The organism is Tenacibaculum sp. M341 (genome assembly GCF_004337695.1).
GTDB lineage: Bacteria > Bacteroidota > Bacteroidia > Flavobacteriales > Flavobacteriaceae > Polaribacter.
The window spans coordinates 75685-98893 of the sequence record NZ_SJXJ01000016.1; the positions used below are offsets into that span (position 1 = coordinate 75685).

Here is a 23209-nt window from a genome sequence, read left to right on the forward strand (position 1 = left end):
GAAAGTTAAATAGTTTTAAAAATAGTAGTAGTTAGTTTTTATACTAAGTTTGGTTAGACAAAAAAGACCGTAAACGTAAGTTTATGGTTTTTTTTATGAAAAAAAACGAAACGATTTTTGTATCAAAAGTAAATTAAAAGGGATTGATTAGATTATTTTTTAAAATTTAAGAAAAGCTTCTTAAAGATTCGTTTTAGAAGATGCTTTTCTTTAGAGACTTTTTCTTACCATATGTTTATAATTAAGTTTTTTTAGTTTATCAAAACGTTTTCTTATTGTTAATTATTCTGTTTTTTTAAAGTGTTGGTTCATAGTTTTTTGTTTGATTTTTGTTACCGATTATTACCAATTGTCACTTTTTGTTACGTTTAATTTAGTGGTTTTGTTAAAGTTTTATTGAAAATGCGTGTATATTTCGATTCGAATTAAAAACCTTTAAAAAACAATTTAAAAATGAAAAAAATCAAATTCACTAGAATTGCTTTATTACTATTAGGAGCAAGTTTTTTTGCTTGTGAGTCGGAAAAAAATGAACAAGCTGAAATTTCTACTGTAAGTGAAGTATCTCCTGAAATAATTTCTAAGTTAGCTAATTATGATATTAGTACTAGTAACGTTAAGAAGGTAGATTTTGTAATACCAGGAGGTAAAACAATACCAATGCTTCAAATGGAAGGAGATCTTCATATGACAGAAGAGCAAGCTTTAGGGCTTCCTAATTTACAAGGATTAAATGCTAGAAATTATCATACTAATAATTTAGTTTCTCAAAATACAGTAATTGATATTATTGGTTATACTGGCAATGATGGTTTTGGTCTTTCAAGTAAAGCACAAACAGCTTTACGTTGGGCTGTTGCAAATTATAATAGATTAAACTTAACTATTAGTTTTAATCTTACGTTTGGAACAAACTTCGATCCATTAGATATGGTAGTTTACGATAATCCTAATCCACCAGTAGATGAAAATGGTAATGAAGGAGTAGGTGGTTCAGCTGGATTTCCTTCAGGAGGAGCTCCATTTAAGTTCGTTCAAATTTATAACTTAGAGCAGTTTAGTACTAATGTTAATGAGCATGTAATTACTCATGAAATCGGACATTCAGTAGGTTTCCGTCATACAGATTATTTCTCTAGACAAAGTTGTGGAGAGAATGTAAATGAAGGTACTGCAGGTATAGGTGCTAATCCAATTCCAGGTACTCCCGCTGGATATGACCCAACTTCAATTATGGTTGCGTGTTTTAGTACAGGTACTGAAGGAGAGTTTAACAGCAATGATATAACTGCATTAAATTATTTATACTAATCTAATATAGATTTATATTAAAAAGTCCTGAGTATTAAATTACTTAGGATTTTTTATGCTAATAAGTGACTTATTAAAAAAAGTGGTGTCTTATAGAGTGGAGTTCTTATAAATAGTTATTGAAATATATTTTAAACTGTACAATAATCCCCGTTTAAGTTTTAATATATCACATATATAAGTTAAGTAGTTTTAAAAATAGTAGTAGTTAGTTTTTATACTAAGTTTGGTTAGATAAAGGAACCCCGAATTATTTCGGGGTTTCTTTTTAAATTAAATACAGTTATAAATGCTAATCATTTACATCAGTACACTACTTTTTTGAGTAGTTTTTATTCTTAATATAGCATGTCTATATAAATTTTGTTAAACAAAAAGAGGTTTCATTTTTATGAGACCTTTTTGTTTTTCTATTTTGTTTATCCTTTTTAAAAATCTCTGTTATTTAATAGGTTAATATGTTTTTTTTAACTTTCATATGTTGTTATTTTAACAAATAAGTGTAATTAGTGATAAATGCTATTAAATGTTAAAATAATAGTAATATTTTGGTTAATTTGGCGTTAAATTATTTTAAAACCATTAAAAACAATTTAAAAATGAAAAAAATGAAACCCTTCAAAGTTGCATTATTATTAGTTGGTGCTAGTTTTTTTGCTTGTCAATCTGAAAAAGACGAACAATTAGAAACAGCAGTAGTTAGTGATGTAGCTCCGGAAATCATTTCTAGATTAGCTAATTTTGATGTTAATACTAGTGATGTAAAAAAAGTGAATTTTGTACTACCTAACGGATCAACTACTCCCATGATCCAAATGGAAGGAGATATTCACATGCCAGAAGATCAAGCAGCAAGTTTACCTAACTTACAAGGTTTAACTGGAAGAAATTACCACACTAATAATTTAGTAGCGCAAAACACCGTTATTGATATTATTGGTTTCACTGGCGGTGGTGGTTTTGGCTTAGCAAGTAATGAGCAAACAGCTTTACAGTGGGCAGTTAACAATTACAATAGATTAAATTTATCTATTCGTTTTAACTTAACTTTTGGTACAGATTATGAGCCGAAAGATATGGTTGTATACCACAATCCTAATCAAAATGGAGCAGGTGGTTCTGCTGGTTTCCCTTCAGGTGGGGCACCATTTAAGTTTGTTCAAATTTATGGTTTAAGAAACTATAATACAAATGTAATTGAGCACGTAATTACTCATGAGATCGGTCACTCTGTTGGTTTCCGTCACACAGATTATTTCTCTAGACAGAGTTGTGGACAAAACGTGAATGAAGGTACTGCTGGTGTAGGTGCAAATCCTATTCCAGGTACTCCATCAGGTTATGACCCAACATCTATAATGCTTGCTTGTTTTAGTAACAACGAAGATGGAGAGTTTAATAACAATGATATTACTGCATTAAACTATTTATACTAAGAATACAACTAATTTTTAGTACAAAAGAAATCCCGAGCAATTGCTCGGGATTTTTATTTTTAATAAAACACAGTTTGAGAATAATCGATAACTCGTAAAAGTTTATCCATTAACTTTATATTAATCTGTGGATATTTAATAGTGTTGTATTCATTTATGAGTGTTAAATTGATATTTTCAGGGTAAACTCTCGTTTCAGTATCTTTAAAATTCAGATAATACTTCCCATCACTCTTTAATTTTAACTCAGCTATTTCAGATGCAAGTTCATTTTTGTCTTCATCAACAAGTTCTACTTTTATGAAGTTAACTTTTCCAACTTCATAAAGATCAACATTAATTTTATACTCAGTTTCAGTTCTTTCAACATCAGAATAAAAGATAGATCCATCTCTATTTTGAGCAGAAATGCTTATTGTGAATAATATAAAAGAAATAATTAGCGTAATTTTTTTCATGTATTTCGGGTATTCAATTTAGGTTCGCAATTTACAAAAGAATAAATAGAACTTGTAAATATTGAATTTAATTAATTTATCTAGATATAGATAATCTAAATTCGTGCCAAAATAATATCAATAACAGTTTAAAAATGTAACTGATAGCTTTGAATAGATAGTAAGTAATAAAAAAAGAATGCTTTCAACAGAAAACATTCTTTTTAAAATATGATTTATTAGAAAGGTAAATTTTATCTAACAGCTTTTAAAGCGTCAATATTACCATATCCAAATTGAGAATTTCTATTTGGGTAGAATTCACCAGCACTTTTCATTTTGTTTAAAACTTGCTCACGATTCCAAGTAGGGTTTTTAGACCATACTAAAGCAGCAATACCAGCAGTAGTAGCAGTTGCTACAGAAGAACCACCAACATATCTAGCAGCATTATTATAGTAACTTAATACAGGTACAAGTTTTCCTGAATTTCTTTCCATTTCAATTGTAAAGTCAATTTTAGATCCAGAATGACAGTTGCTACATCTCACATATCTACCTTCTTTTAATCCAGTAACAGCAACAGTTTCGTTCATGTTAGCTGGGAAAATTACACCATACCAAGTTGTAAAAGAAGTAGAAGTACCACCCGCAGCAATAATCATTTTTCCTCTACTGTAAGCATATCTAATAGCATCTCTTACTCTTGAAATACCGAAAGGAGAACCTAATGACATAGATATTACTTTTACATCACTTCTATTACCTAAAGCAGTTAAAGCTTCAGCAACACCTCTTTTTTCATGATAATCATCAATTAAAACATCAGCAACAGCTCTGTAAGAAACTAAGTTAGCATTGTAAGCAACTCCAACTGGTTGATTGTTATTGTTTCTAGGTGCAGTTGCAGCAGAAGCCATACTAGTACCATGAGCACATTTATCATTTACACCATCATAGTTATTAGACCATGGCCAAAAAGAATCAACATAAGTTCCATATTTTTGAACAGTTCTTCCAGACGAATCACCATCATTAAAATTTTGATTCATTAAACTTTGCTCTGGAGAAAGTCCTGAATCTATAACAGCTACAGTAACTCCTCTACCAGTACTGTAGTTCCATGCAGAAGGAATGTTATGTACATCAAAATTCCAAGGTACTCTCGCTCCAGGAGATACTGTTCTATAGTCAGCAGATTGAAGAGTTTCAGATCTATATCCACATCCAGATCCACTTAAAATTTTTGCTTGTGCATTATTGTTAGTTGCTTGCAGTGTATAAGAAGCTGGCTCTAAATATCTAACTCTCGTATCTTTTAATAATGTTTCAATAGTTGCTTTATTTTCAACTTTAATATCAATAACATTAATATTTTCATCTACATACAACTCATCATTACCTTTATTAGTACTTTTGTAATTTTCTAAACTACGCACTAATTGTATTAAATTATCTTTTATAGGTTCAGATTCACTACTTCTTTGATATTGATCTTCACTTGTACCATATCCAATAGTTAATATACCACCTTCATGTTGAACTGCACTCCAGATGGTATGAGCATTTGTGTCTTTCCAATAAAAATCTCCTGTATCTTCTAATGATTTTTGAATAATATCATCAATTTGACTCTTTGACAAAATTTCGGATTGTTGCTCTTCAGATTGAACATCTGGTTGAATAGTTTCATCATTATTTGAACACGATACAATAACAGCAAGCGCTGCCATGCTGAGTAGTAATTTTTTCATTTTTTGAAGGGTTTTTTTTATTTGTGTAGCGAATATATAAAAAAAATCATAAAAAATGTTAAAATTCATTTTTTTGAAAGTGTTTTTTTGATGATATGGTAAAAACTAGGTGTTTTTGTGTGTTTTTTGATTAAAAAATAGCTTTTTTTGGTGTTTTAGCATCTGTTTGGTGTGGATTTGTAAAAAAAGCATCCTTTAAATTAAGGATGCTTTTTTATGTGTTAGCGTTTTTGATTAAATGATAAAAACAATAATTTATTGTTATTCTAGTGTTATCCTTGTGGGGGTGTCTTTTCCATCAATAATACTACTAGTTCCAACTGTTATGGCTTGTATGGTTTCGGTTAGAACATCAATTTTTAAAGTAGATGTTTCGTCAGTAACTTTATGGTAGTCGGGGTCAGTATCGATGGGAGTGGTACAAAATGTATGAGAAGGTACTCCTAATTTAGCTAATGAAGCATTATCAGATCTAAAAAATAGATTATATTTAGGATAAGGATCAGGGAATAATTTGTATCCAGTACCTATTAAATTATTTTGAATTATTTTTCCAAAATTTGATCTATGAAAACCAGTTAACCATGCAGTTTTTGGACCAGTTTTTGGCTCTTTACCTATGAGTTCTAAATTGATACCAGCTACAAACTTTTCGGGATTAATATTTTTTCCAAAATGCTTAGATCCAATAAGTCCCATTTCTTCAGCAGTAAAACAAGCAAAAATTAAACTACGCTCATTGTTTTTATTCTTTGCATAATATTCAGCTAAAGCCAAAACTCCAACAACACCAGAAGCATCGTCATTTGCACCATTATAAATACGATCTCCTGAACCACTTTTTTTCATACCTAAATGATCATGATGAGCAGATATAATTACAAATTCATCTTTTTTACTTTTACCTTCTAATACTCCAATTATATTGCTCATTTGAATACCTGTGTAGCTAAATTTTTGTCTGTAAGAACTTAAAGTATCAAAAAAAGTTAAACCTAAACGTTTGTATTGTTGTTCAATATATTTAGTAGTTTTTTCCATTCCTGGAGTTCCAGGTTTTCTACCTTCCATTTCATCAGAAGCAAGTATGTTTAAATGTTTTTTAATTAAGGTGCTATCTATTTTAGTAGGTTGTTTTTCTTGAGCGACCTGAGCATATATCTTTTCGTTTTTTTTGTTTGCTTTTTTATGACAACTACAAATAATAAGTAACGTAAAACAGATGAGTGTTTTTTTCATGGTATGATCATTTTTAAAATTTAAAGATAGCTAATTAAATTTCGTAATTTTGCCCCAAAATACAACTGAAATGAACTTATCATTAATACCAAATATAAAGCATACCGATTCGAATAATTTTTTCTTATTAGCAGGACCTTGTGCCATTGAAGGAGAAGATATGGCGTTAAGAATAGCTGAAAAAGTAGTTGAAATTACTAATAAACTAGAAATTCCTTATGTGTTTAAAGGAAGTTTTAAAAAAGCGAATAGAAGTAGAATTGATAGTTTTACAGGTATAGGTGATGAAAAAGCCTTAAAAATATTAAAGAAGGTTTCTGAAACTTTTGAAGTACCTACGGTTACAGATATTCATGAGGTTTCTAATGCTGAAAAAGCTGCTAATTATGTTGACGTTTTACAAATTCCAGCATTTTTAGTACGTCAAACTGATTTAGTAGTTGCTGCAGCTAAAACAGGGAAAGTCGTAAATCTTAAAAAAGGACAATTTATGAGTCCGGAAGCTATGCAACATGCTGTTAAAAAGGTAAAAGATTCAGGAAATGATAAAGCTTGGATAACTGAAAGAGGTACTATGTTTGGTTATCAAGACATGTTAGTTGATTTTAGAGGGATTCCTACTATGCAACAATATGCTCCAACAGTATTAGATGTTACTCATTCGTTACAACAACCAAATCAAAGTTCAGGAGTAACAGGAGGAAGACCAGATATGATTGAAACTATTGCAAGAGCTGGTGTAGTAAACAACGTAGATGGATTGTTTATGGAAACTCACTTTGATCCTGCAAATGCAAAATCAGACGGAGCTAATATGTTACACATTGATTATTTAGAAAAGTTACTTACTAATTTGGTTGCCATCAGAAAAACAATCAACTCTTTATAATTGCTTAGTAAGAAATTAGATTAGTTTGAATTTTAATATAACAACATTATTACCATTATCGGAGCTTGTTATTTCTAAAGGTATTCAAGATTGGATTTCATTGGTATCTCATGTTAAGAATTTACCTTACGGAAGGAATGAAAATAGGGAAGATTTATCTTTAGTAATAAAAGAAGGAAAAGGTAGTTGTAGTTCAAAGCATGCTTTTTTATGCGAAGTAGCTAGAGAAAACGCTATTGATAATATTCAATTAGTATTAGGAGTTTATAAAATGACTTCTGCAAATACGAATATTTTACACACTGAAGAAAACTTCGGGTTACCTTATATTCCAGAGGCTCATTGTTATTTGAAAATTAATGCTGAAAGAGTAGATGTAACTTCGGAAACAGCTTCTTTTTTTAATTTGAAAGATGCTATTTTGTACGAAGAAATAATTTTACCAAGTCAGGTAGCTGCTTATAAAGTAGACTTTCACAAAAAGTTTATAAAGAATTGGGTAAAAGAAGAAAGGATAACTAAAACTTTTGAAGAAGTTTGGTCAGCTAGAGAAGCGTGTATCAGATATTTGTCAGAATCTTAAATTAAATAGAGATTCTCTACTTATATTATTTCAATAAAACTTATGGAAATAATTATTGTATTCATTTTATTATTAATCAATTTAAGTGTTATTACTTATCAAGATTTTAAAGAACGACAAGTTGTAGTTTTACTTTTTGTTTCTGCAATTTTATTAGGATTAGGTTTGTTTGCTTTAAATGCTAATATTACTCTTTTACTAGTGAGTATTAAAGTGAATTTATTGGTCATTTTAGCGGTGTTTTTAACACTGTATGTATATGCAAAGTTTAAAATGAAAATGAAATTATCAGAAACCATAGGTTTAGGAGATGCTTTTTTCTTTATTTTTTTAGCTTGTAGTTTCCCAATAATCACATTTTTAACCTTATTTTCAACCTCTTTAATTTTTTCCTTAATTTTGTTCCTGATTTTAAAATCAGGATTAAAAGACAAAACAGTTCCTTTAGCAGGATTGCAATCTTTATTTGTTGCTATCGTTTTGTTAATTAACAAGTTATTTGATGTTATTAATTTATACGCTATTTAATTGAAAAAAGAAGACTTAGAATTATCATCAGAAGTTATCCAAAACATAACTTCAGAACAAGCTTACAGTTATAGAATTGTTCCGATAGAAAATACTCCAGTATTAAAATTTCTTACAGATTCTGATGATATAGAAAATTTAGCACTAGAGTTACAAATAGTACTGAATAAAGAAATTGTTTTAGAAAAAGAATCACAAGAAGTAGTAGACTTTTTGTTGAGAAAAAATTATCGAAAGAAAGATAAAAAACTAACAAGAGCAGCGTTACAATATTCAGAAGATTTTTTATTAAGTATGATTCACGAAGCCAAAAATATTGGAAGTAGTGATATACATTTTGAAACTTTTGAAAAAAAGAATAAAGTACGTTTTAGAATAGATGGAAAGCTTTTAGAGCGCTACACTATCAATCATTCAGAATATCCAAAAATAGTCAACCGAATAAAAATCATGGCTGGTTTAGATATTTCTGAAAAAAGATTACCACAAGATGGACGTATAAATATTGCTACAAGTGATGGCGATTTTGATATTCGTGTATCTTCTTTACCAACATTACATGGTGAAAAATTAGTACTTCGTATTTTATCTAAAAATAGTGTGAATATTCAGTTAGAAAATTTAGGTTTTACAGAAGAAGAATTACGAACCTATAAATCGGCAGTGAAAAAGCCAAACGGAATTGTTTTAATTTCGGGTCCTACAGGTTCTGGTAAAACAACAACGTTGTATGCTACGCTAAAATTATTAAATACTGATGATACGAATATTTTAACAATTGAAGATCCTGTTGAATATACTTTAGAAGGAATTAATCAAGTTCAATTAAAAGAAAGTATAGGTTTAAATTTTGCAAGTACATTAAGAACATTTTTACGTCAAGATCCTGATATTATAATGGTTGGAGAGATACGTGATGTAGATACTGCAAACATGGCAATTAGAGCCTCGTTAACAGGGCATTTGGTATTATCAACAATTCATACAAATTCAGCTTGGGCTACTGTGTCGAGGCTAATTGATATGGGAGTACCTCCTTTTTTAATAGCTAGTACACTAAATGTTAGTGTGGCTCAGCGTTTAGTTAGAAAATTATGTAATTCATGTAAGCAAGAGGTTTCAATCAATGATGAGGATTTACCAACAGAATACAAAGATATGTTAGGAAAAACTCATTATAAAGCAGTTGGCTGTGGAGATTGTTATCATACAGGTTATAAAGGAAGAAAAGCAATTTATGAAATCATTCCTATAACTAAAGAATTGGTGAAGTGTATTGAAGAAAAAGAATCAGATGTATCAATGTATTTAAGAGAAAATAAAATAGCAACATTAAAAGATAATGCTATTTCATTGGTAGCTGATGGTACTACATCTATTGAAGAAATTTATCCTTTATTAATATCGTAACAATGACAAAGCAACAAAAAACAACGTTATTATTAGTAGCTGTACTTGCAATTTGGGGAGCTATTGGATATCAAATTTATAGTAAGTTAGATACAGATGAAGCTATTGTAATTACTAACAGTATTGTTGAAAATTACAAACCAGAAAAAATAGAAAAAAGAATTGCTTACACAGTTAATGACGATTACAGAGATCCTTTTTTAGGAACGATTAAAACAGAAAAAAAGAAGGTAAAAAAGAAATCAGTTCCTAAAAGTAATCCAAGTATTCCATTTCCTAATATTATTTATAATGGAGTTGTAACGGGTGGAGGAACTAAATCATATGTACTAACAATTCAAGGAAAACAAGAGTTGTTTAAAAAAGGAGAAACTATAAAAAAGATAAAGTTGCTTCAGGCGAATGATGAAAAAATTAAAGTACGCTTTAATGGTGTTACTAAATCTTTCGAATTAAAATAATGTGGATTTTTAAAAAAGTTAAAGCAGGTGCATTGCAATATGTGCTGGTAATATCAGTGGTAATAGCATTGATTGTTTTTGCTTTTATTCAATTAATACATCTTCAACAAAGGGTTAACATAAAAAATATTTTTTTTAAAGAAGCTGTCCGAAATGTTCAAGAGGGATTTGATTATTTACATGATACCAAGGTAGACTATGGAGAAAGTCAAGTACAACTTTCAAGCAATCAGCAAGAGCAAACTTCTTTTAACAAAAAGCATTGGGGTGTTTTTGATTTGGTAACTATTACATCAAAAGTGAAAAACGAAATATTTCAGAAAAGTGCAATTGTTGGAAATCATAATCCTAAACAAAATGCACTGTATTTGAAAGAGAATAATATGCCTTTAATAGTTGTAGGAAACACTAAAATTACTGGAAATGCATCTTTACCAAAGCAAGGAGTAAATACAGGAAATATTTCTGGGAATTCATACTACAATAATTTGCTTATTTATGGTAGGCAGAAGTTAAGTAGTACTTCATTACCAGCAGTAAAAAACCTATCGTATTTAAAAACAATGCGTACTTCTGTTTTTACAAATGCATCAGATTCGTATTTTGAGTTGGAAGAAGGTTTAGAAAAAGAGCAATCTTTTTCAGAAAAAACACTGTACACAATTGCGAATGCTTTTTTGAATGTTCGAGATGTTACCTTAAAAGGAAATATAATTTTGTGTTCAAATACTAAAATAAAAGTAAGTAATTCTGCTGTTTTAGAGGATGTAATTTTAGTTGCTCCGGTAATTGAAATAGCAGCTAATACAAAAGGTACTTTTCAAGCAATTGCTAGTCAAGAATTAAAAGTAGGAAAAGGATGTCAGTTAAATTACCCATCAGCATTAGTGGTTATTTCTAAAGAAAATAAAGTATCTGCAACTAATCAAAAGCCACCTCTTTTTATAGATAGTAAATCTAAAATAAAAGGAGTTGTACTTTTTAATGCTGATGATATTAAAAAAAGTAATTTTAATCAGCAAGTTGTAATTTCTAAAGATGTAGAAGTTAAAGGAGAAGTTTTTTGTAATCGAAATTTAGAATTATTAGGTACTGTTATAGGTTCAGTGTATACCAATAAATTTATCACCAAACAGTTTGGTAGTACTTATGTAAACCATTTGTATAATGCTATAATTAATAGGAAAAAACTTTCCAATCAATATGCTGGTATGTTAATTGAAAATCAACAACAAAAAGTAGCAAAATGGGTACAATAGGTTGGTTACAAAAAAAAGTAAAAGCATCTTCCTTAACAGAAGTACTTACAGCTTCTGTAATTATGATGATTGTTTTTGGGATTGCAGTAACGGTTTTAGGAGCGTTAATAGAATCATTAGTTAATAAAAACACACAGTATATAGAGAATGAATTAAATGAAATTCATTATTTATTAGAGCACCAGCAGATAAAAATTCCTTTTGAAGAAGAAATGAAAGATTGGAATGTAACAGTAGAGAAGGAAAGTGATTCTGACTTTATTATTATACAAGCTGTACATCTTAAAACAAAGAAAAAGGTACACCGTAAAATTATTTCGTATGAGAAATTTTAAAAAAGTAAAAGGTTTTACATTAAGTGAAATGTTGGTGGTATTAGTAATTTCTAGTATTGTTATCTCTATTGCTTTTTTATCATTATCTATGGTTCAAAAACAGGTGCAATCTATTCGTAAAAACTTAAATGTAAAACAAGAGCTTCAATTTTTAGAACGCTCATTGTGGGGAGATTTTAATTTATTTGAAGTAACATATTTAAATAGAGAAGATGTTTTATCGTTTAAAACATCAAAGGGTGAAATTATTTACGAGTTTTACGATGACTATATTTTAAAAGATCAAGATACATTTTTAATAAAAATAAATGATAAACGTATGTATTTGGATGGTGTAGAGGTAAAAGAAGGAACTATAGATGCTATTCAGCTTGAAACTTCTCCAATTTTCGGAAATACAAACGTGTTTGTTTTTAAAAATAAAGATGCTTCTTTTTATATCAATAATGAATAATGGCTTTTCAATTAGATAATAAAACAAAAAAAAGTAGTAAAGAGTCTTCTTTTGATATAGATTCTTTACTAAAAAAAGAGATTAATATATTCGGTAGTTCTTTTTCTAATAAAAAGAAGGAAGCTTTTTACATAGAATTAAGTGTACTTTTAAATGCAGGTTTAGAGTTAAAAGATGCTTTAGAATTAATAGGAGCAGAGCAAAAAAAAGAAGCTGATAAAAAGATTTTTACATTAATTGTAGAAGAGTTGATAAGTGGAAGAAATTTATCAGACGCTATAAAAAAGCAGAAACATTTTACAGAGTACGAGTATTATTCTGTACAAATAGGGGAGCGTACAGGTACTTTAAATAAAGTTTTTGAAGATTTAGGTGTTTTTTATCAGAGAAAAAATGAGCAAAGAAGATTAGTGGTTAATGCTTTTTCTTATCCAATAGTTGTTGTTTGTACGGCTATGTTAGCATTAATTTTTATGCTGCGATTTGTAGTACCTATGTTTGCTGATATTTTTAAGCAAAATAAAGTAGAGTTACCATGGATTACTCAAAAAATTATAATCTTATCCAATACATTTGGTAAGTATTACGGATTTGTTTTTCTTTTCATTTTTGCTCTTATTATTGCAGTAAATGTTTTTAAAAATAAATTATGGTACAAGAAATTATACACTAGTATTCTTTTAAAAATTCCTTTTGTAGGAAATTTTGTTAGAAAAATAAAGATAGCTCAGTTTACACAAGCTATAACTTTATTAGTGAGTGCTAAAGTTCCTTTGTTAAACGGAATTCAGTTGACTGAAAAAATGATAGACTTTTATCCTTTACAAAGAGCATTGAAAAGAGTGGAGGAGGGAATTTTACAAGGAAAAAGTTTACACGAAAGTATCAGTAGTGAATCAATTTTTGATCCTAAAATGGGATCATTAATTAAAGTAGCAGAAGAAACAAATCAGGTAGAAACTATTTTTAATAGGTTAACCTACCAGTATACACAAGAAATAGAACACAAATCAAAAATGCTAAGTGCCACAGTTGAACCTTTAATGATTTTAGTTTTAGGTGCCATTGTAGCAACTATCTTAGTAGCTATGTATTTGCCAATGTTTAAATTAAGTACTGTTATAGGATAAAAAAAGAAATGAAATGAATTTATCACAAAAATTAGCTAGAAAAATAATTAAAAAATCGTTTGATTTTTCAGTGTCATTTATAGAGAAAAATCATGATATGAGACCTTATAAAAAGATTGTTTTCGACTTGAAAAAGTGTAAAGAAGACACTTTAGGAAAAGAAATAGCGAATTGTTTAGATGCATATGGCTTAAATTTAGTTCCAAAATTTGAAAGTCACGATTTAAAACATATACTATTAGAGTACAAAATGACTCCTGAAGATGAAATTAGAATGCAGGCTTTTATGATTGGAAATGGTAATTACTCTATTCCTTCTTTTACAATTTTTATTTTCGGAGCATTTTTACTTCCTGATTTATGGAAGACTTTTTATAAAGATTTTAAAAAAGGAAGAAAAACAAAGTCAATTTCTAATTGGACCATTGAAGAGTATGCTAATAGAAATTTAAAAGAATTAAAAAAAGAGTTAATAGAATCAAGATTAAATAATAAATTAAGTTCAACTATTAACATAATTAAAATTGTAAAAATGGGAGCTTTTACATCGATTTTATCAGGAATATTTGGAATGATATTTTGCTTACCTTTTTTGTTTTCTTCTAATATAGCTGATTTAGTTGGAGCCGGTTTTCCTTTTATAGGTGGAGCAATTTTATTTGTAGGAGGGCTTTTGATATTATCTAATTTATCTCAGCCAAATAAAAGGATTTTATCAATTACACAAACAAATTAAATGAACGAATTAGAAGAAGAATTTGGTAATAAAAAAGAAACAAACTACAAAAAGTGGGCTTTTAGATTTTTAATCTATTTAGTTATAATGCAAATATTAACTTTTTATGTGTCTGTAAAACTGCTTAATGTTTTAATCAATCCAGAAGATTTGCTAAAAAAACTAACAATGATTTCTATAATATCTAAAGTGATATTAGTTGTTGGAATATGTATGACGGTAATGAGTATTGTAAAAAAAGAGAAAGAGAATTATCAATACTATATTTCCATTGTTGGTTACTGTATTTTTACAATATTAACATTGTTACCGTTAGTAATTAGCTATATAAAATAGGTCTCATTAGAGTTCTTTTTTTAAATATATAAACCTCAAAATAGAATTGTGGGATAGTGTAGGTATAGGAATTATTATCGAATATCCAACAGGAGTTTTGATTTCTAACCAAATAGGAGGAACATCATGTCTACACCCTAAAGTAGAAGGTATTTACTTGCCTTTGTGTAATGATTTTTCAGAAGAAGAACACAAATTTTTGAGTCCAGAAATAGAACTTTCAAATTATTTTATAGGAGATAAATATAAAGGAAGTGGTGCTGTGAATGGTATAGATTTAGAAGATGTAGAAAATCTGAATAAGATACTGTCCAAGAATAATTTAAATAGCTTCTTAAAAATAGATACAGAAATGAATCACATGAAGCGTGGATTAGAATTGATATTTATACAAGAAACAATAAAGACTTAATTAAAGGTTTTGAAGAAGAAATTTTAAAAGGTGTTTTAACTTGGTCTAATAGTGATTAGTAGTTTTTCTATTTTAATAAGGTTGATTTAAAATCCGTCTCTGAAATAAAAAATATAAAAAGCTGTAAAAGCTAAAAATAAAATCATCATCATAAAAGATCTCTCAACAGTTGTAATCAATTTATAGGAGAGAAAAAGAAAAACCAAACAAAAAACAACTTTCCAAGTTTGAGAATGTATTTCATCAGTTCCAATAATACTAAATATAATTGCTGGAATGAATACGAGTCTATAGAAAATTGCTTTCAATCAATTAGGAACGATAAAAAATATTTCAGGCATTGCCATGTACAAAATATGTATACTAGCAATTGATGATACTATAAAAATAAATAGCGAAAGTTCCATATTTTAATTCTTACTAATTTTTTGTAGATATATTATAACAGTAAGATAATTTCTATTAGTTCTGTAATTCTTTTTCTTTTCAAAGTGTGTAGATAATAATTTACCTAACTGCTCTTGTTCAATAAAGTTAATTAATTTTAAAAGAGTATGATAATCACCCCTAGCTTCAAAAGTTAATGTTTCCGTAATTGTATTATTGTTTGTATATAAATGCGGAGCATTAAAATTTACAATCTGAATATTTTCAGAAGCAGAAAACCTTGTAATATTTTGTAATATGGTTTGCTGAAAAGAGTTTTCTATTGAAATATTTTTTGAAGTTAAAATAGAATCAATATGTCTGTTCTTACGCTGTAAGAAATTAATTTTAGATTCAGCATTATTTAATAAATCCTTTTCCTTTAATAATTTTTTATACTGATTCTTATAATTGAAAGTGTTTTTAATTGCAAAATTATACACCAAAAATAAAGAAACAATAAAACCAATTATCAACCCTATGTTCTTTTGTTTACTAGTCATTCTGTTGATCTATTAAAAGTTCAAATGAGTTGGTTGCGTTTCTGTTTTTACTAAAACTGTTAATTATCACATTATCTATCCAGTTTTTAGATTCTAACAAATCAACAAAAACAGTAAAATCAGATTCTTTTTTCACAACACCTCTAATTAAAATTCTATTTAAATCTACCTTAATCTGTTTACCTTTTTTAAAACGACTAGTAATAGGTTGATAATTTATTTCAGATAAAGAAATAGTATTTGGTACCAATTGACCAACTTCATCTAAGTAAATAGCTAACTTCGATTGAGAAACAGATTGAATACTTTCTAAAACAGTTTCTTTCGTTTTTACTTCTTCTTGTAATGAAATCAATTGATTTTTATAAACTTCATTAATAGATAATTCAGACTCTAAAGCTGTGACTTTTGAATAATAATTATTAAAAACAAAGAAGTTAATCAGTAAGCTAAAAAGTAAAAAGCCAAGAATAAGAGTTAAATTAATAGTAAACTCTCTTTTTTTCTCATAATTACCAGCTAGTGTACTATTTAAATCTTCCAAGCCTAAAAAAGAACCAGTATAATACGATAGAATTCCTCCTAAAGATAAAGTATCTAAATTAGAAATTTCTAAACCGTTAATAGAGAAATAACTTTTATCTAAATTAGTTTTTCTGATATCGATAATTTTAGCATCTTCAATAGAAACAATACTATTAGAAGTATTAATAGAAGTATCAGGCTTAATAAAATTGAGTAAATTTTTAATAACCAAACTGCCTAAGCCAACTCCAACTACAGCAATTCCTTTTTTCTCATATTCATCAATTAAAGTATCAATATAAGTTTTTCTTGCAATAGCAATAAAAGAATCTTCATCATTACTATAAGTATCAAAATAAAAATCTTGAAGCGCAATATTAGGAAAAGCCTCTTGAACTAAAATAAGAGGATCTTCATTTAAAAAATCAACTTTTTTAGTAATAACCTGTGAATTATTAATAACTAAAAAGAAATGTTTAACATCATCTTTTTTTATTTCATCAATGCTCAAAAAGCTCTGATTGTTTTTAACAACCAATTCTTTTTTCTTTTTCTCTAGCTGTAAAAGCTGTAAAGTTTCTTTTCCATTATAGTTAGCATACTCAACAGCACTAAAAACAGAACCATATGTGAATTTACGAGGATACACTAACGAATAATTGTTGGTTTAATTAATACAGATAATTTACTCTTAGAAGCAGTTCTTGTACGTTTACTAAAAAACCATTTAAGAACAGGAATTCTAGCCAGTAAAGGCACACCAGAACCCACACTATTTTTTCTATTCTCTTCTAAACCACCTAAAACTACTACATCTTGGTCACCTACTCTAATAGTAGAAGTAAACTCGCGGATGTTCATTCCAGGAGGCGCATTTGGGTCTACTCTGTCACCATCGTTAAAAGCAGACTGCATTACATTTATATTTAACGTGATTTGTTGATCACCAGAAACAATAGGACGAATGCCAATAGTTAAATCAGCATCAATAGGCACATAGTTGTTAGTTTGAATTGTTTGCGGATTTTGCGCTCCAATTACATCTGTTCTTTCAATTCTATAATACGAACGCTCACCGTTTGATAAAGTTGCTTGATGACCATTTAAGGTAGATAATTTAGGTGTAGAACGAACTTTTACATCTCCATTACTCTCTAAAAATTGAATTTTAGCAAAGAAATTAGGAACAACTTTCCCAACATTTAAAGAACCAAAACCATTAAATCCACCTATAATTTTATTAATAGACGATGCACCCAAAGTTACATTAGCAGAAGGAAATAAACTACCAGAATCGTTTACTGGATTTTCACCCAAACCTAAATCAATACCTGTAGAAATACTAGATGAATTATTCACTTCTAAAATCATAACTTCAATAAGTACAACAGGTACAGGTTTATCTATTTTATTAATAAACTCTTTTAATTTTTCAATTTTTTGAGCATCACCACTCACAATAAAAGTATTGTGTTCAATATCTGTTTTAATCTCTAAATCTTTAGTTACATCTGATGGAAGAATATTAATTAAAGCTTCAGATTTAGAACTATAGTTTCCAAAAGTTTGGTTACTTCTAGTGTTAATACGTTGCTGGTTGTTAAAGTTAGAATTTCTATTATTACCGATACTACCTCCGTTATTAATATTATTATTGAAGTTACCATTATTCCCATTAATTCCACCATTATTAAAACCAGAATTAAATCCACCACCAATACCTCCAGAAGAAAAACTACTTCTTCCTCCACCAGAACTTAAAGGTTGATTCATAACTTCAATAGAGCGGTGCATTAAAGGAATCACTACCGAACTACGTAAAGATGCTTGATCATTTTTACCAAAGTAGTAAATGTTATTTCTCTTTTTAAAAGTAAAATCAGAATCCTCTAAAATTCTAGCCAATAAATCTTCATAAGCAATACGTTTAGCTTTTACAGAAGCCTTACCAATATCTTTTAAAGGAGCATTGGTAAACATATTTACATTTAGTTGGTTTCCTATATCTTTAATAATAGAAGAAATTGGAGTATTTTCAAAGTCAACTTCAACAATTTGTTTAGTACTATCAATTACTTTAAAAAAGAAGTTAGAACTCTGATATCTCCTAGGTCTAGTAACTCCTCCTGTGTTTCTTCCGTTTCTATTTCCTCTATTGTTTGTAGAGGTACTAGCTTGATTGTATTCAGGAGTATCACTTTCAAATAAAAAATAACCATCTTTAGTTTCCGTAACTAATAAATTATTAGAAAAAGCTAATTTATCCATAGCACTTTTAAAAGGCTTGTTCTTAATATATCCAGAGATTTGTTTTTTTTCTAAACCAGGAGCAAAAACTAAGTTTTTACTGGTAACATCAGTAATTTTCTTAAAAGCAACAGCCAAACTATCACCTTTTAAATCAACAGAAAACAAATCATTTAAATTATCGTAATCAACATAAATTGATCTAGGTGTTGGTTTTTTAGGTATTGTAATTGGAGAATACTTTTTTAAAGCAATAATATTACCAGTAATGTCAAACGTAAATTTATGTTCTTTACATAAGTATAGTATAATGTCTTTTACTTTTGCATTCGAAAAATTATGAGTTAAAGTTGTTGATTGTATATCATTAGTAACACTAATATTTACTTTTTTTGATTTTCCAACTGCTCTTACAAACGTTGAAAGTTCTGTATCACTAACATTAAAATCAACAGTTTCAGTAAGGCCACCAACTTTATTAGACAATGCATCTAATTCCGATTTTAATTTTTCTATTCGTTGAGTTTCTTTATCATTAATTTCTTGTGCAAAAACAACAGCACATGAAAACCATAAAAAAGATATTATAATATATTTCTTAAGCATTTGTTTTTATTTAACTGTAAAACTTAAAGTAGTGTAGCTAGTTTCTGAGTTTGCATTTATTGCTTTAACTCTCCATTCATATTCTCCAACAGGCAAATCTCTATTAAAAGTAGCAGTGTCAACAGTTTCATCAACAACAAAACTAGTAGCAGTAGCAAAATTAGGAGTTGCTATTTGAATTTGGTATTCATCTGTATTATCCAAAGCTTCCCAAGAAAAAGCAATAGTACCAGCATCAATTTCACTTTCGTTAGCAGGAGTAGTTAAAGAAACTGTTTCTCCAGAAATATCTACAGGTTTAACCGTAAAATTAGTAGTAGTATATCTTGTTTCAAAACCAGAATTAAGCGCTTTAATTCTCCATTGGTAAGTGCCTTCAGCTAAACTAGTGTTAAAGAAAGCGGTTTCTACACGAGTATCTACTACAAAACTGGTAGCAGAATCAAAATCAGGAGTTGCTATTTGCAGTTGATATTCATCTGCATCATTCAATTCATTCCATGTAAATTCAACAGTTCCCACACCAACTTCACTATTTTCTACAGGAGCTGTAATAGTAACAATACCAGCAGATATATCTTCAGCTTTAACAATAAAACTAGCAGTAGTATAATTGGTTTCAAATTCAGCATTTACACCACTAATACGCCATTGATATTCACCAGAAGCTAAATCACTACCAAAAGTAGTGGAAGTAACCAAACTATCTAGTACCACCTGAGTAGCAGATGTAAAACTAGGTTTGGCAATTTGTAAACGATATTTATCTACATTTTCTAATGAATTCCAATTAAAATTAATAGTACCTTTATCTAACACACTACCATCTGTAGGAGCTATAATCGTAACTTCTTCATTAGAAATATCTTCAATAAAGATAGCTTCACAAGCCATGAAAATTGATAATACTAATGATGAAAATAATAACTTTTTCATAGGGTTTAAAGTTTAAAAATCAAAACTACTTTTAGTAAGTTCTTGTTCAAGTTTTTCAGGATTTCTCTTCGTCATTTTCGTACAAACACTACCTTCATCCACAATAGTAGCGATTTTAATTTTTCTCCTTTCAGTGGCTTCCCAACAAAAAGAAGATAGCTTATAACCAAAAATGGTAGAATTATTTAAATCTATTTTCTCTATTAATTTTCCTTTCTTATAAAAAAGAAACCATTGTTTATCATGATGATCGGTTTCTAAGTAAACAGCATCAGCATTCTTATATGATTTCATAAAAGAATTACTAGGTACAATTTGTAATCCAGATACAATAGTAGCTTGTGGACTTCTCTTTAAATAATTAAAAACAGGTTTTTGTGCATTAATGTTACTAACAACAGAAACCCTATCTTCAATATCAATATTTAAAAAAGTCGGTTTAGGTGCAATACTATCATTGTAAACTACATTAGTAGTAACACGACTAAGTTTTGCGGCCTTTGTATACTTTTTAAAATAAGACTTAGAAAAATCTTTTTGAATAACTTTTAACCGAACTTTGTTTTCATACTTTGGAATTCCAAAAGCTTTAAATTCAGTCTGATGAACAGATTTTTGTTTTTTACCAACAAAACCTAATTCCACGTACGAAACAGGTACGTAGTAATCATACTTTTGTGGAAGTGTGCCACAAGAAACCAAGGCACTAAGACCTAATAAAAACAGCAATTTTCTCATATATACTTATAAATTGTATAAAAAATATCGGCAAAAATAGTATAAATATTTATACTTTTGACATTTCTAAACATAAACTATGAATTTTAAAGGAAAAATAGTAACTAAAAGAGTAGCAGCATTTAACCTACAAGAGTTGTTGGTAGTGTTGGTAATTATAGGTATTCTTATACTAATAGCATTACCTAACATAATGCCTCTAATTGCAAATGCAAGAAGTCTTGAAGCTAAAACACAATTAAAACATGCTTTTAGAATGCAGAGAAATCATTTTTTTATGCATTCTAAGTATTCTAACGATTTTAATGCGATCGATTTTATTCCACCAAAAACAGTTCAAGAGAATGGTAATGCCAACTATAGTTATGAAATTATTGAAGCAACTAATAATTCATTTAAAGTAAAAGCTGTGGCTGTGACAGATTTTGACGGAGATGGTGTTTTCAATGTTTGGCAAATAGATCAAGAAGAAAAATTGACGGAGTTAGTTCGAGATTAACTCTCATACCAAACATTGAGTTTGATAATTGTTCACTGATAACTGACAACTTTTTATGTACGTTCCCTGGAGGTCGGGCTTTACGCAGTCGCTTTTTAAATTTTATTGATTAAAATTAAAAAGAGCTCCAACAAACGCTTCAATCCCTAACGCAACTTTATAAACGTATTTACACTTAATAATAAGAATTAATAGTTGGAAAATATATCTTAATAGGAGTAAGTAGTGTTTTTCCTAATTTATAATATTACTTAAATCTCACAAAAATAGGTTTGTCAAAATGATAACTCGGAGTATAAACAGGGGTGTTTTCATTAAAAGTATACCAAGGAGAGATGTCAGGTTCTTCAAAATTCTTAAGTAGACACACATTTTGAGCAGGAGTATTCCCCTGTGCTAATAAGAATAGTTTCTCTCCTTTATCATTTATAACTTCATCAATAATAATTTCTATATGTCCAGGGGTTCCTGGTTTAACTAGCATATCACCAATCTTTATTTTTGATAGAGGAACTTTAGGTAATTCTGTATGTAATGACAAAGTTCCAGCATACATATATATAAGGTTTAAATATTTGTAGAAATTCTTTTTAGAATTATCAGCAGTTGCCGTCTTATGAAAGCTAACTTTATTACCATTAACTTTAGGTCTATAACCTTTAGAATATTCTTTCCAAGAACAATAATGACCAGATGTAAACTTAAAACCAATCTCATTTTTTCGATTATGATCCCATAAATACTCAGATCTAATTCTCATCAAAGCATCAGCACATTGTTGCAAACCATTTTTAGGAACAGGTATTTCTAAAATAGCATCATGCCAATGTTGAGCAAAATACTCCGAACCATCATAATTAATAATAGGACTACCATAAGCTTTTAAAGAATAATTGCGAAGATACTCTTCAAAAGAGTCTTTTTTATATGTAGTTCTTGTGTATCCCTCAGGAATAAGAACTCTTGTTTTTATAGAATTCCCTTCTTTATTAATGTAATTGTTAGAGTTCGAAACTGTGTTTTGTACAATTCCTTTCAATTGATTCGATACTATTTTCCCTTTTTGAGTTTTAAATAAAAGGAATAGAGTAGAGGCAATTGCTATACACAGAAATACTTTTTTCATAGTTTATGTTTATTTTGAGAATAAAAGTAAACAAAAAATCAAAGCTATAATTACAGTATTTGTTAAATAAGTCTTTAAGTTGCTCTATTAGATTAAAAATGCTCCTTTTTTATATGTTTGAAAGTCTGTTGATTATAAAATAATTCAAAAAAAGGCTTAAGAAAGTTTGGTAGGTTTGTAAAGAGTGTGTAGTTTTGCACCCGCAAATAACAAAACACAGTTTTAGAATTTGCATAAGTTCATTAACAGAGTGTAAGTAAAGAGTGAAATTTAAGTTAAAAAATAATTAAAATTTTACTTGCGGGTTTAAAAATAAAGCTTGTATATTTGCAGTCCGTTTTTGGCGGGAGTTCATTGATTTATTGTGAGAAAATAACTTTAAAAAAAACTTCAAAAAAAGTTTTGTCAGAATAAAAAAAGGTTATAGTTTTGCATCCGCTTTCAGAAACGAAAGCACACGATCACAGAGATTTTGGAATAACAGATAAGATGTTAACTAGTTCGATTCTAGTGTTTCTACAAGAGTAAGTTGATTGCGATTTTGGTTGAGATAGACTAAATATTAAGATTGACGAAGTTCATTGATATTATTGAAATTGACAGCGTAATTAGAGAGTAAGAAATAACCATAACTTCAGACGAAGTTAAATTCTTTTGAAACTATTCATTATAATATTTAAAATATACAATGAAGAGTTTGATCCTGGCTCAGGATGAACGCTAGCGGCAGGCTTAACACATGCAAGTCGAGGGGTAACATTGTAGCTTGCTGCAGATGACGACCGGCGAACGGGTGCGTAACGCGTATAGAATCTGCCTTGTACAGGAGGATAGCCTTTAGAAATGAAGATTAATACTCCATAATGTTGGTGAGTGGCATCGCTTACTAATTA

General features: G+C 28.9%; 23 protein-coding genes, 1 rRNA gene and 1 pseudogene. 16 read left to right on the forward strand and 9 right to left on the reverse strand.

Going from position 1 to position 23209, the window contains the following annotated elements:
- Positions 1–453: 453 nt before the first annotated feature.
- Together EYW44_RS16550 and EYW44_RS16555 are read left to right on the forward strand one after the other, a co-directional pair.
- Entirely contained in the window at positions 454–1311 is an 858-nt protein-coding gene (locus EYW44_RS16550) for a M57 family metalloprotease (RefSeq protein ID WP_207893807.1), read from the forward strand.
- Positions 1312–1910: 599 nt separating this feature from the next.
- On the forward strand, positions 1911–2747 hold the full coding sequence (locus tag EYW44_RS16555) for a M57 family metalloprotease (RefSeq protein WP_132725105.1): 837 nt from the start codon (positions 1911–1913) through the stop codon (positions 2745–2747).
- Between the two features lie 59 nt (positions 2748–2806).
- Here the strand turns inward: EYW44_RS16555 and EYW44_RS16560 are convergent, their stop codons facing one another.
- From EYW44_RS16560 to EYW44_RS16570, 3 genes are all read right to left on the reverse strand, one after another.
- Positions 2807–3205: a hypothetical protein gene (locus EYW44_RS16560; protein ID WP_132725107.1), complete on the reverse strand. Its 399-nt coding sequence runs from the start codon at positions 3203–3205 to the stop codon at positions 2807–2809.
- A gap of 233 nt (positions 3206–3438) precedes the next feature.
- The gene (locus EYW44_RS16565; RefSeq protein WP_132725109.1) at positions 3439–4938 is read right to left on the reverse strand and encodes a S8 family peptidase; all 1500 of its coding nucleotides are present in this window, start codon (positions 4936–4938) and stop codon (positions 3439–3441) included.
- 261 nt (positions 4939–5199) lie between these two features.
- Positions 5200–6177: a M28 family peptidase gene (locus EYW44_RS16570; RefSeq protein ID WP_132725111.1), complete on the reverse strand. Its 978-nt coding sequence runs from the start codon at positions 6175–6177 to the stop codon at positions 5200–5202.
- Positions 6178–6247: 70 nt separating this feature from the next.
- Between EYW44_RS16570 and kdsA the strand changes: the two genes are divergently transcribed.
- The 12 genes and pseudogenes from kdsA to EYW44_RS16630 all read left to right on the forward strand — a co-directional run bounded on the left by kdsA (position 6248) and on the right by EYW44_RS16630 (position 14769).
- A complete protein-coding gene (gene kdsA / locus EYW44_RS16575) occupies positions 6248–7066 on the forward strand; it encodes a 3-deoxy-8-phosphooctulonate synthase (protein WP_132725113.1) in 819 nt (272 codons plus the stop codon).
- 25 nt (positions 7067–7091) lie between these two features.
- Positions 7092–7649: a hypothetical protein gene (locus EYW44_RS16580; RefSeq protein WP_243643685.1), complete on the forward strand. Its 558-nt coding sequence runs from the start codon at positions 7092–7094 to the stop codon at positions 7647–7649.
- Positions 7650–7691: 42 nt separating this feature from the next.
- The gene (locus tag EYW44_RS16585) at positions 7692–8177 is read left to right on the forward strand and encodes a hypothetical protein (protein WP_132725115.1); all 486 of its coding nucleotides are present in this window, start codon (positions 7692–7694) and stop codon (positions 8175–8177) included.
- On the forward strand, positions 8178–9587 hold the full coding sequence (locus EYW44_RS16590) for a GspE/PulE family protein (RefSeq protein WP_132725117.1): 1410 nt from the start codon (positions 8178–8180) through the stop codon (positions 9585–9587).
- A gap of 2 nt (positions 9588–9589) precedes the next feature.
- Positions 9590–10048 carry a hypothetical protein gene (locus EYW44_RS16595; RefSeq protein ID WP_132725119.1) on the forward strand — a complete coding sequence of 153 codons (459 nt, stop codon included), beginning with the start codon at positions 9590–9592 and terminating at the stop codon, positions 10046–10048.
- Positions 10048–11307, forward strand: coding sequence for a hypothetical protein (locus EYW44_RS16600; protein WP_132725121.1), 1260 nt, complete (start codon positions 10048–10050; stop codon positions 11305–11307). The genes EYW44_RS16595 and EYW44_RS16600 overlap by 1 nt, the downstream gene beginning before the upstream one ends.
- Positions 11295–11642, forward strand: a complete 348-nt coding sequence (locus tag EYW44_RS16605; protein WP_132725123.1) for a hypothetical protein — start codon at positions 11295–11297, stop codon at positions 11640–11642. Before EYW44_RS16600 ends, EYW44_RS16605 begins: the two co-directional genes overlap by 13 nt.
- Positions 11629–12096: a type II secretion system protein gene (locus EYW44_RS16610; protein WP_132725125.1), complete on the forward strand. Its 468-nt coding sequence runs from the start codon at positions 11629–11631 to the stop codon at positions 12094–12096. Before EYW44_RS16605 ends, EYW44_RS16610 begins: the two co-directional genes overlap by 14 nt.
- Complete coding sequence (locus EYW44_RS16615; RefSeq protein WP_132725127.1) at positions 12096–13226, forward strand: type II secretion system F family protein; 1131 nt, start codon at positions 12096–12098, stop codon at positions 13224–13226. The genes EYW44_RS16610 and EYW44_RS16615 overlap by 1 nt, the downstream gene beginning before the upstream one ends.
- 13 nt (positions 13227–13239) lie before the next feature.
- Positions 13240–13962 (forward strand): hypothetical protein, encoded by a 723-nt coding sequence (locus EYW44_RS16620; protein ID WP_132725129.1) that lies wholly within the window; start codon positions 13240–13242, stop codon positions 13960–13962.
- Positions 13963–14298, forward strand: coding sequence for a hypothetical protein (locus EYW44_RS16625; protein WP_132725131.1), 336 nt, complete (start codon positions 13963–13965; stop codon positions 14296–14298).
- Between the two features lie 97 nt (positions 14299–14395).
- Positions 14396–14769 (forward strand): annotated as a pseudogene (locus EYW44_RS16630) (DUF6210 family protein).
- A 351-nt stretch (positions 14770–15120) separates the two neighbouring features.
- Here EYW44_RS16630 and EYW44_RS16635 read toward each other — a convergent pair.
- Genes EYW44_RS16635 through EYW44_RS16655 form a run of 5 tightly spaced genes read right to left on the reverse strand, consistent with a single transcriptional unit; the run spans position 15121 to position 20691 of the window.
- Positions 15121–15639 (reverse strand): hypothetical protein, encoded by a 519-nt coding sequence (locus tag EYW44_RS16635; RefSeq protein ID WP_132725135.1) that lies wholly within the window; start codon positions 15637–15639, stop codon positions 15121–15123.
- Positions 15632–16813, reverse strand: a complete 1182-nt coding sequence (locus EYW44_RS16640) for a PilN domain-containing protein (RefSeq protein ID WP_132725137.1) — start codon at positions 16811–16813, stop codon at positions 15632–15634. Before EYW44_RS16640 ends, EYW44_RS16635 begins: the two co-directional genes overlap by 8 nt.
- On the reverse strand, positions 16813–19017 hold the full coding sequence (locus EYW44_RS16645) for a type II secretion system protein GspD (protein WP_132725139.1): 2205 nt from the start codon (positions 19015–19017) through the stop codon (positions 16813–16815). The genes EYW44_RS16640 and EYW44_RS16645 overlap by 1 nt, the downstream gene beginning before the upstream one ends.
- Positions 19018–19023: 6 nt before the next feature.
- On the reverse strand, positions 19024–19953 hold the full coding sequence (locus EYW44_RS16650; protein ID WP_132725141.1) for a hypothetical protein: 930 nt from the start codon (positions 19951–19953) through the stop codon (positions 19024–19026).
- A gap of 12 nt (positions 19954–19965) precedes the next feature.
- Positions 19966–20691: a hypothetical protein gene (locus EYW44_RS16655; protein ID WP_132725143.1), complete on the reverse strand. Its 726-nt coding sequence runs from the start codon at positions 20689–20691 to the stop codon at positions 19966–19968.
- A 79-nt stretch (positions 20692–20770) separates the two neighbouring features.
- Here EYW44_RS16655 and EYW44_RS16660 point away from each other — a divergent pair, with 79 nt between their 5' ends.
- Positions 20771–21190, forward strand: a complete 420-nt coding sequence (locus EYW44_RS16660; protein ID WP_132725145.1) for a prepilin-type N-terminal cleavage/methylation domain-containing protein — start codon at positions 20771–20773, stop codon at positions 21188–21190.
- A gap of 247 nt (positions 21191–21437) precedes the next feature.
- Here the strand turns inward: EYW44_RS16660 and EYW44_RS16665 are convergent, their stop codons facing one another.
- Positions 21438–22316: a DUF4846 domain-containing protein gene (locus EYW44_RS16665; protein ID WP_132725147.1), complete on the reverse strand. Its 879-nt coding sequence runs from the start codon at positions 22314–22316 to the stop codon at positions 21438–21440.
- Between the two features lie 685 nt (positions 22317–23001).
- Between EYW44_RS16665 and EYW44_RS16670 the strand changes: the two genes are divergently transcribed.
- Positions 23002–23209: ribosomal RNA gene (locus tag EYW44_RS16670) — 16S ribosomal RNA — on the forward strand; the annotation flags it as partial.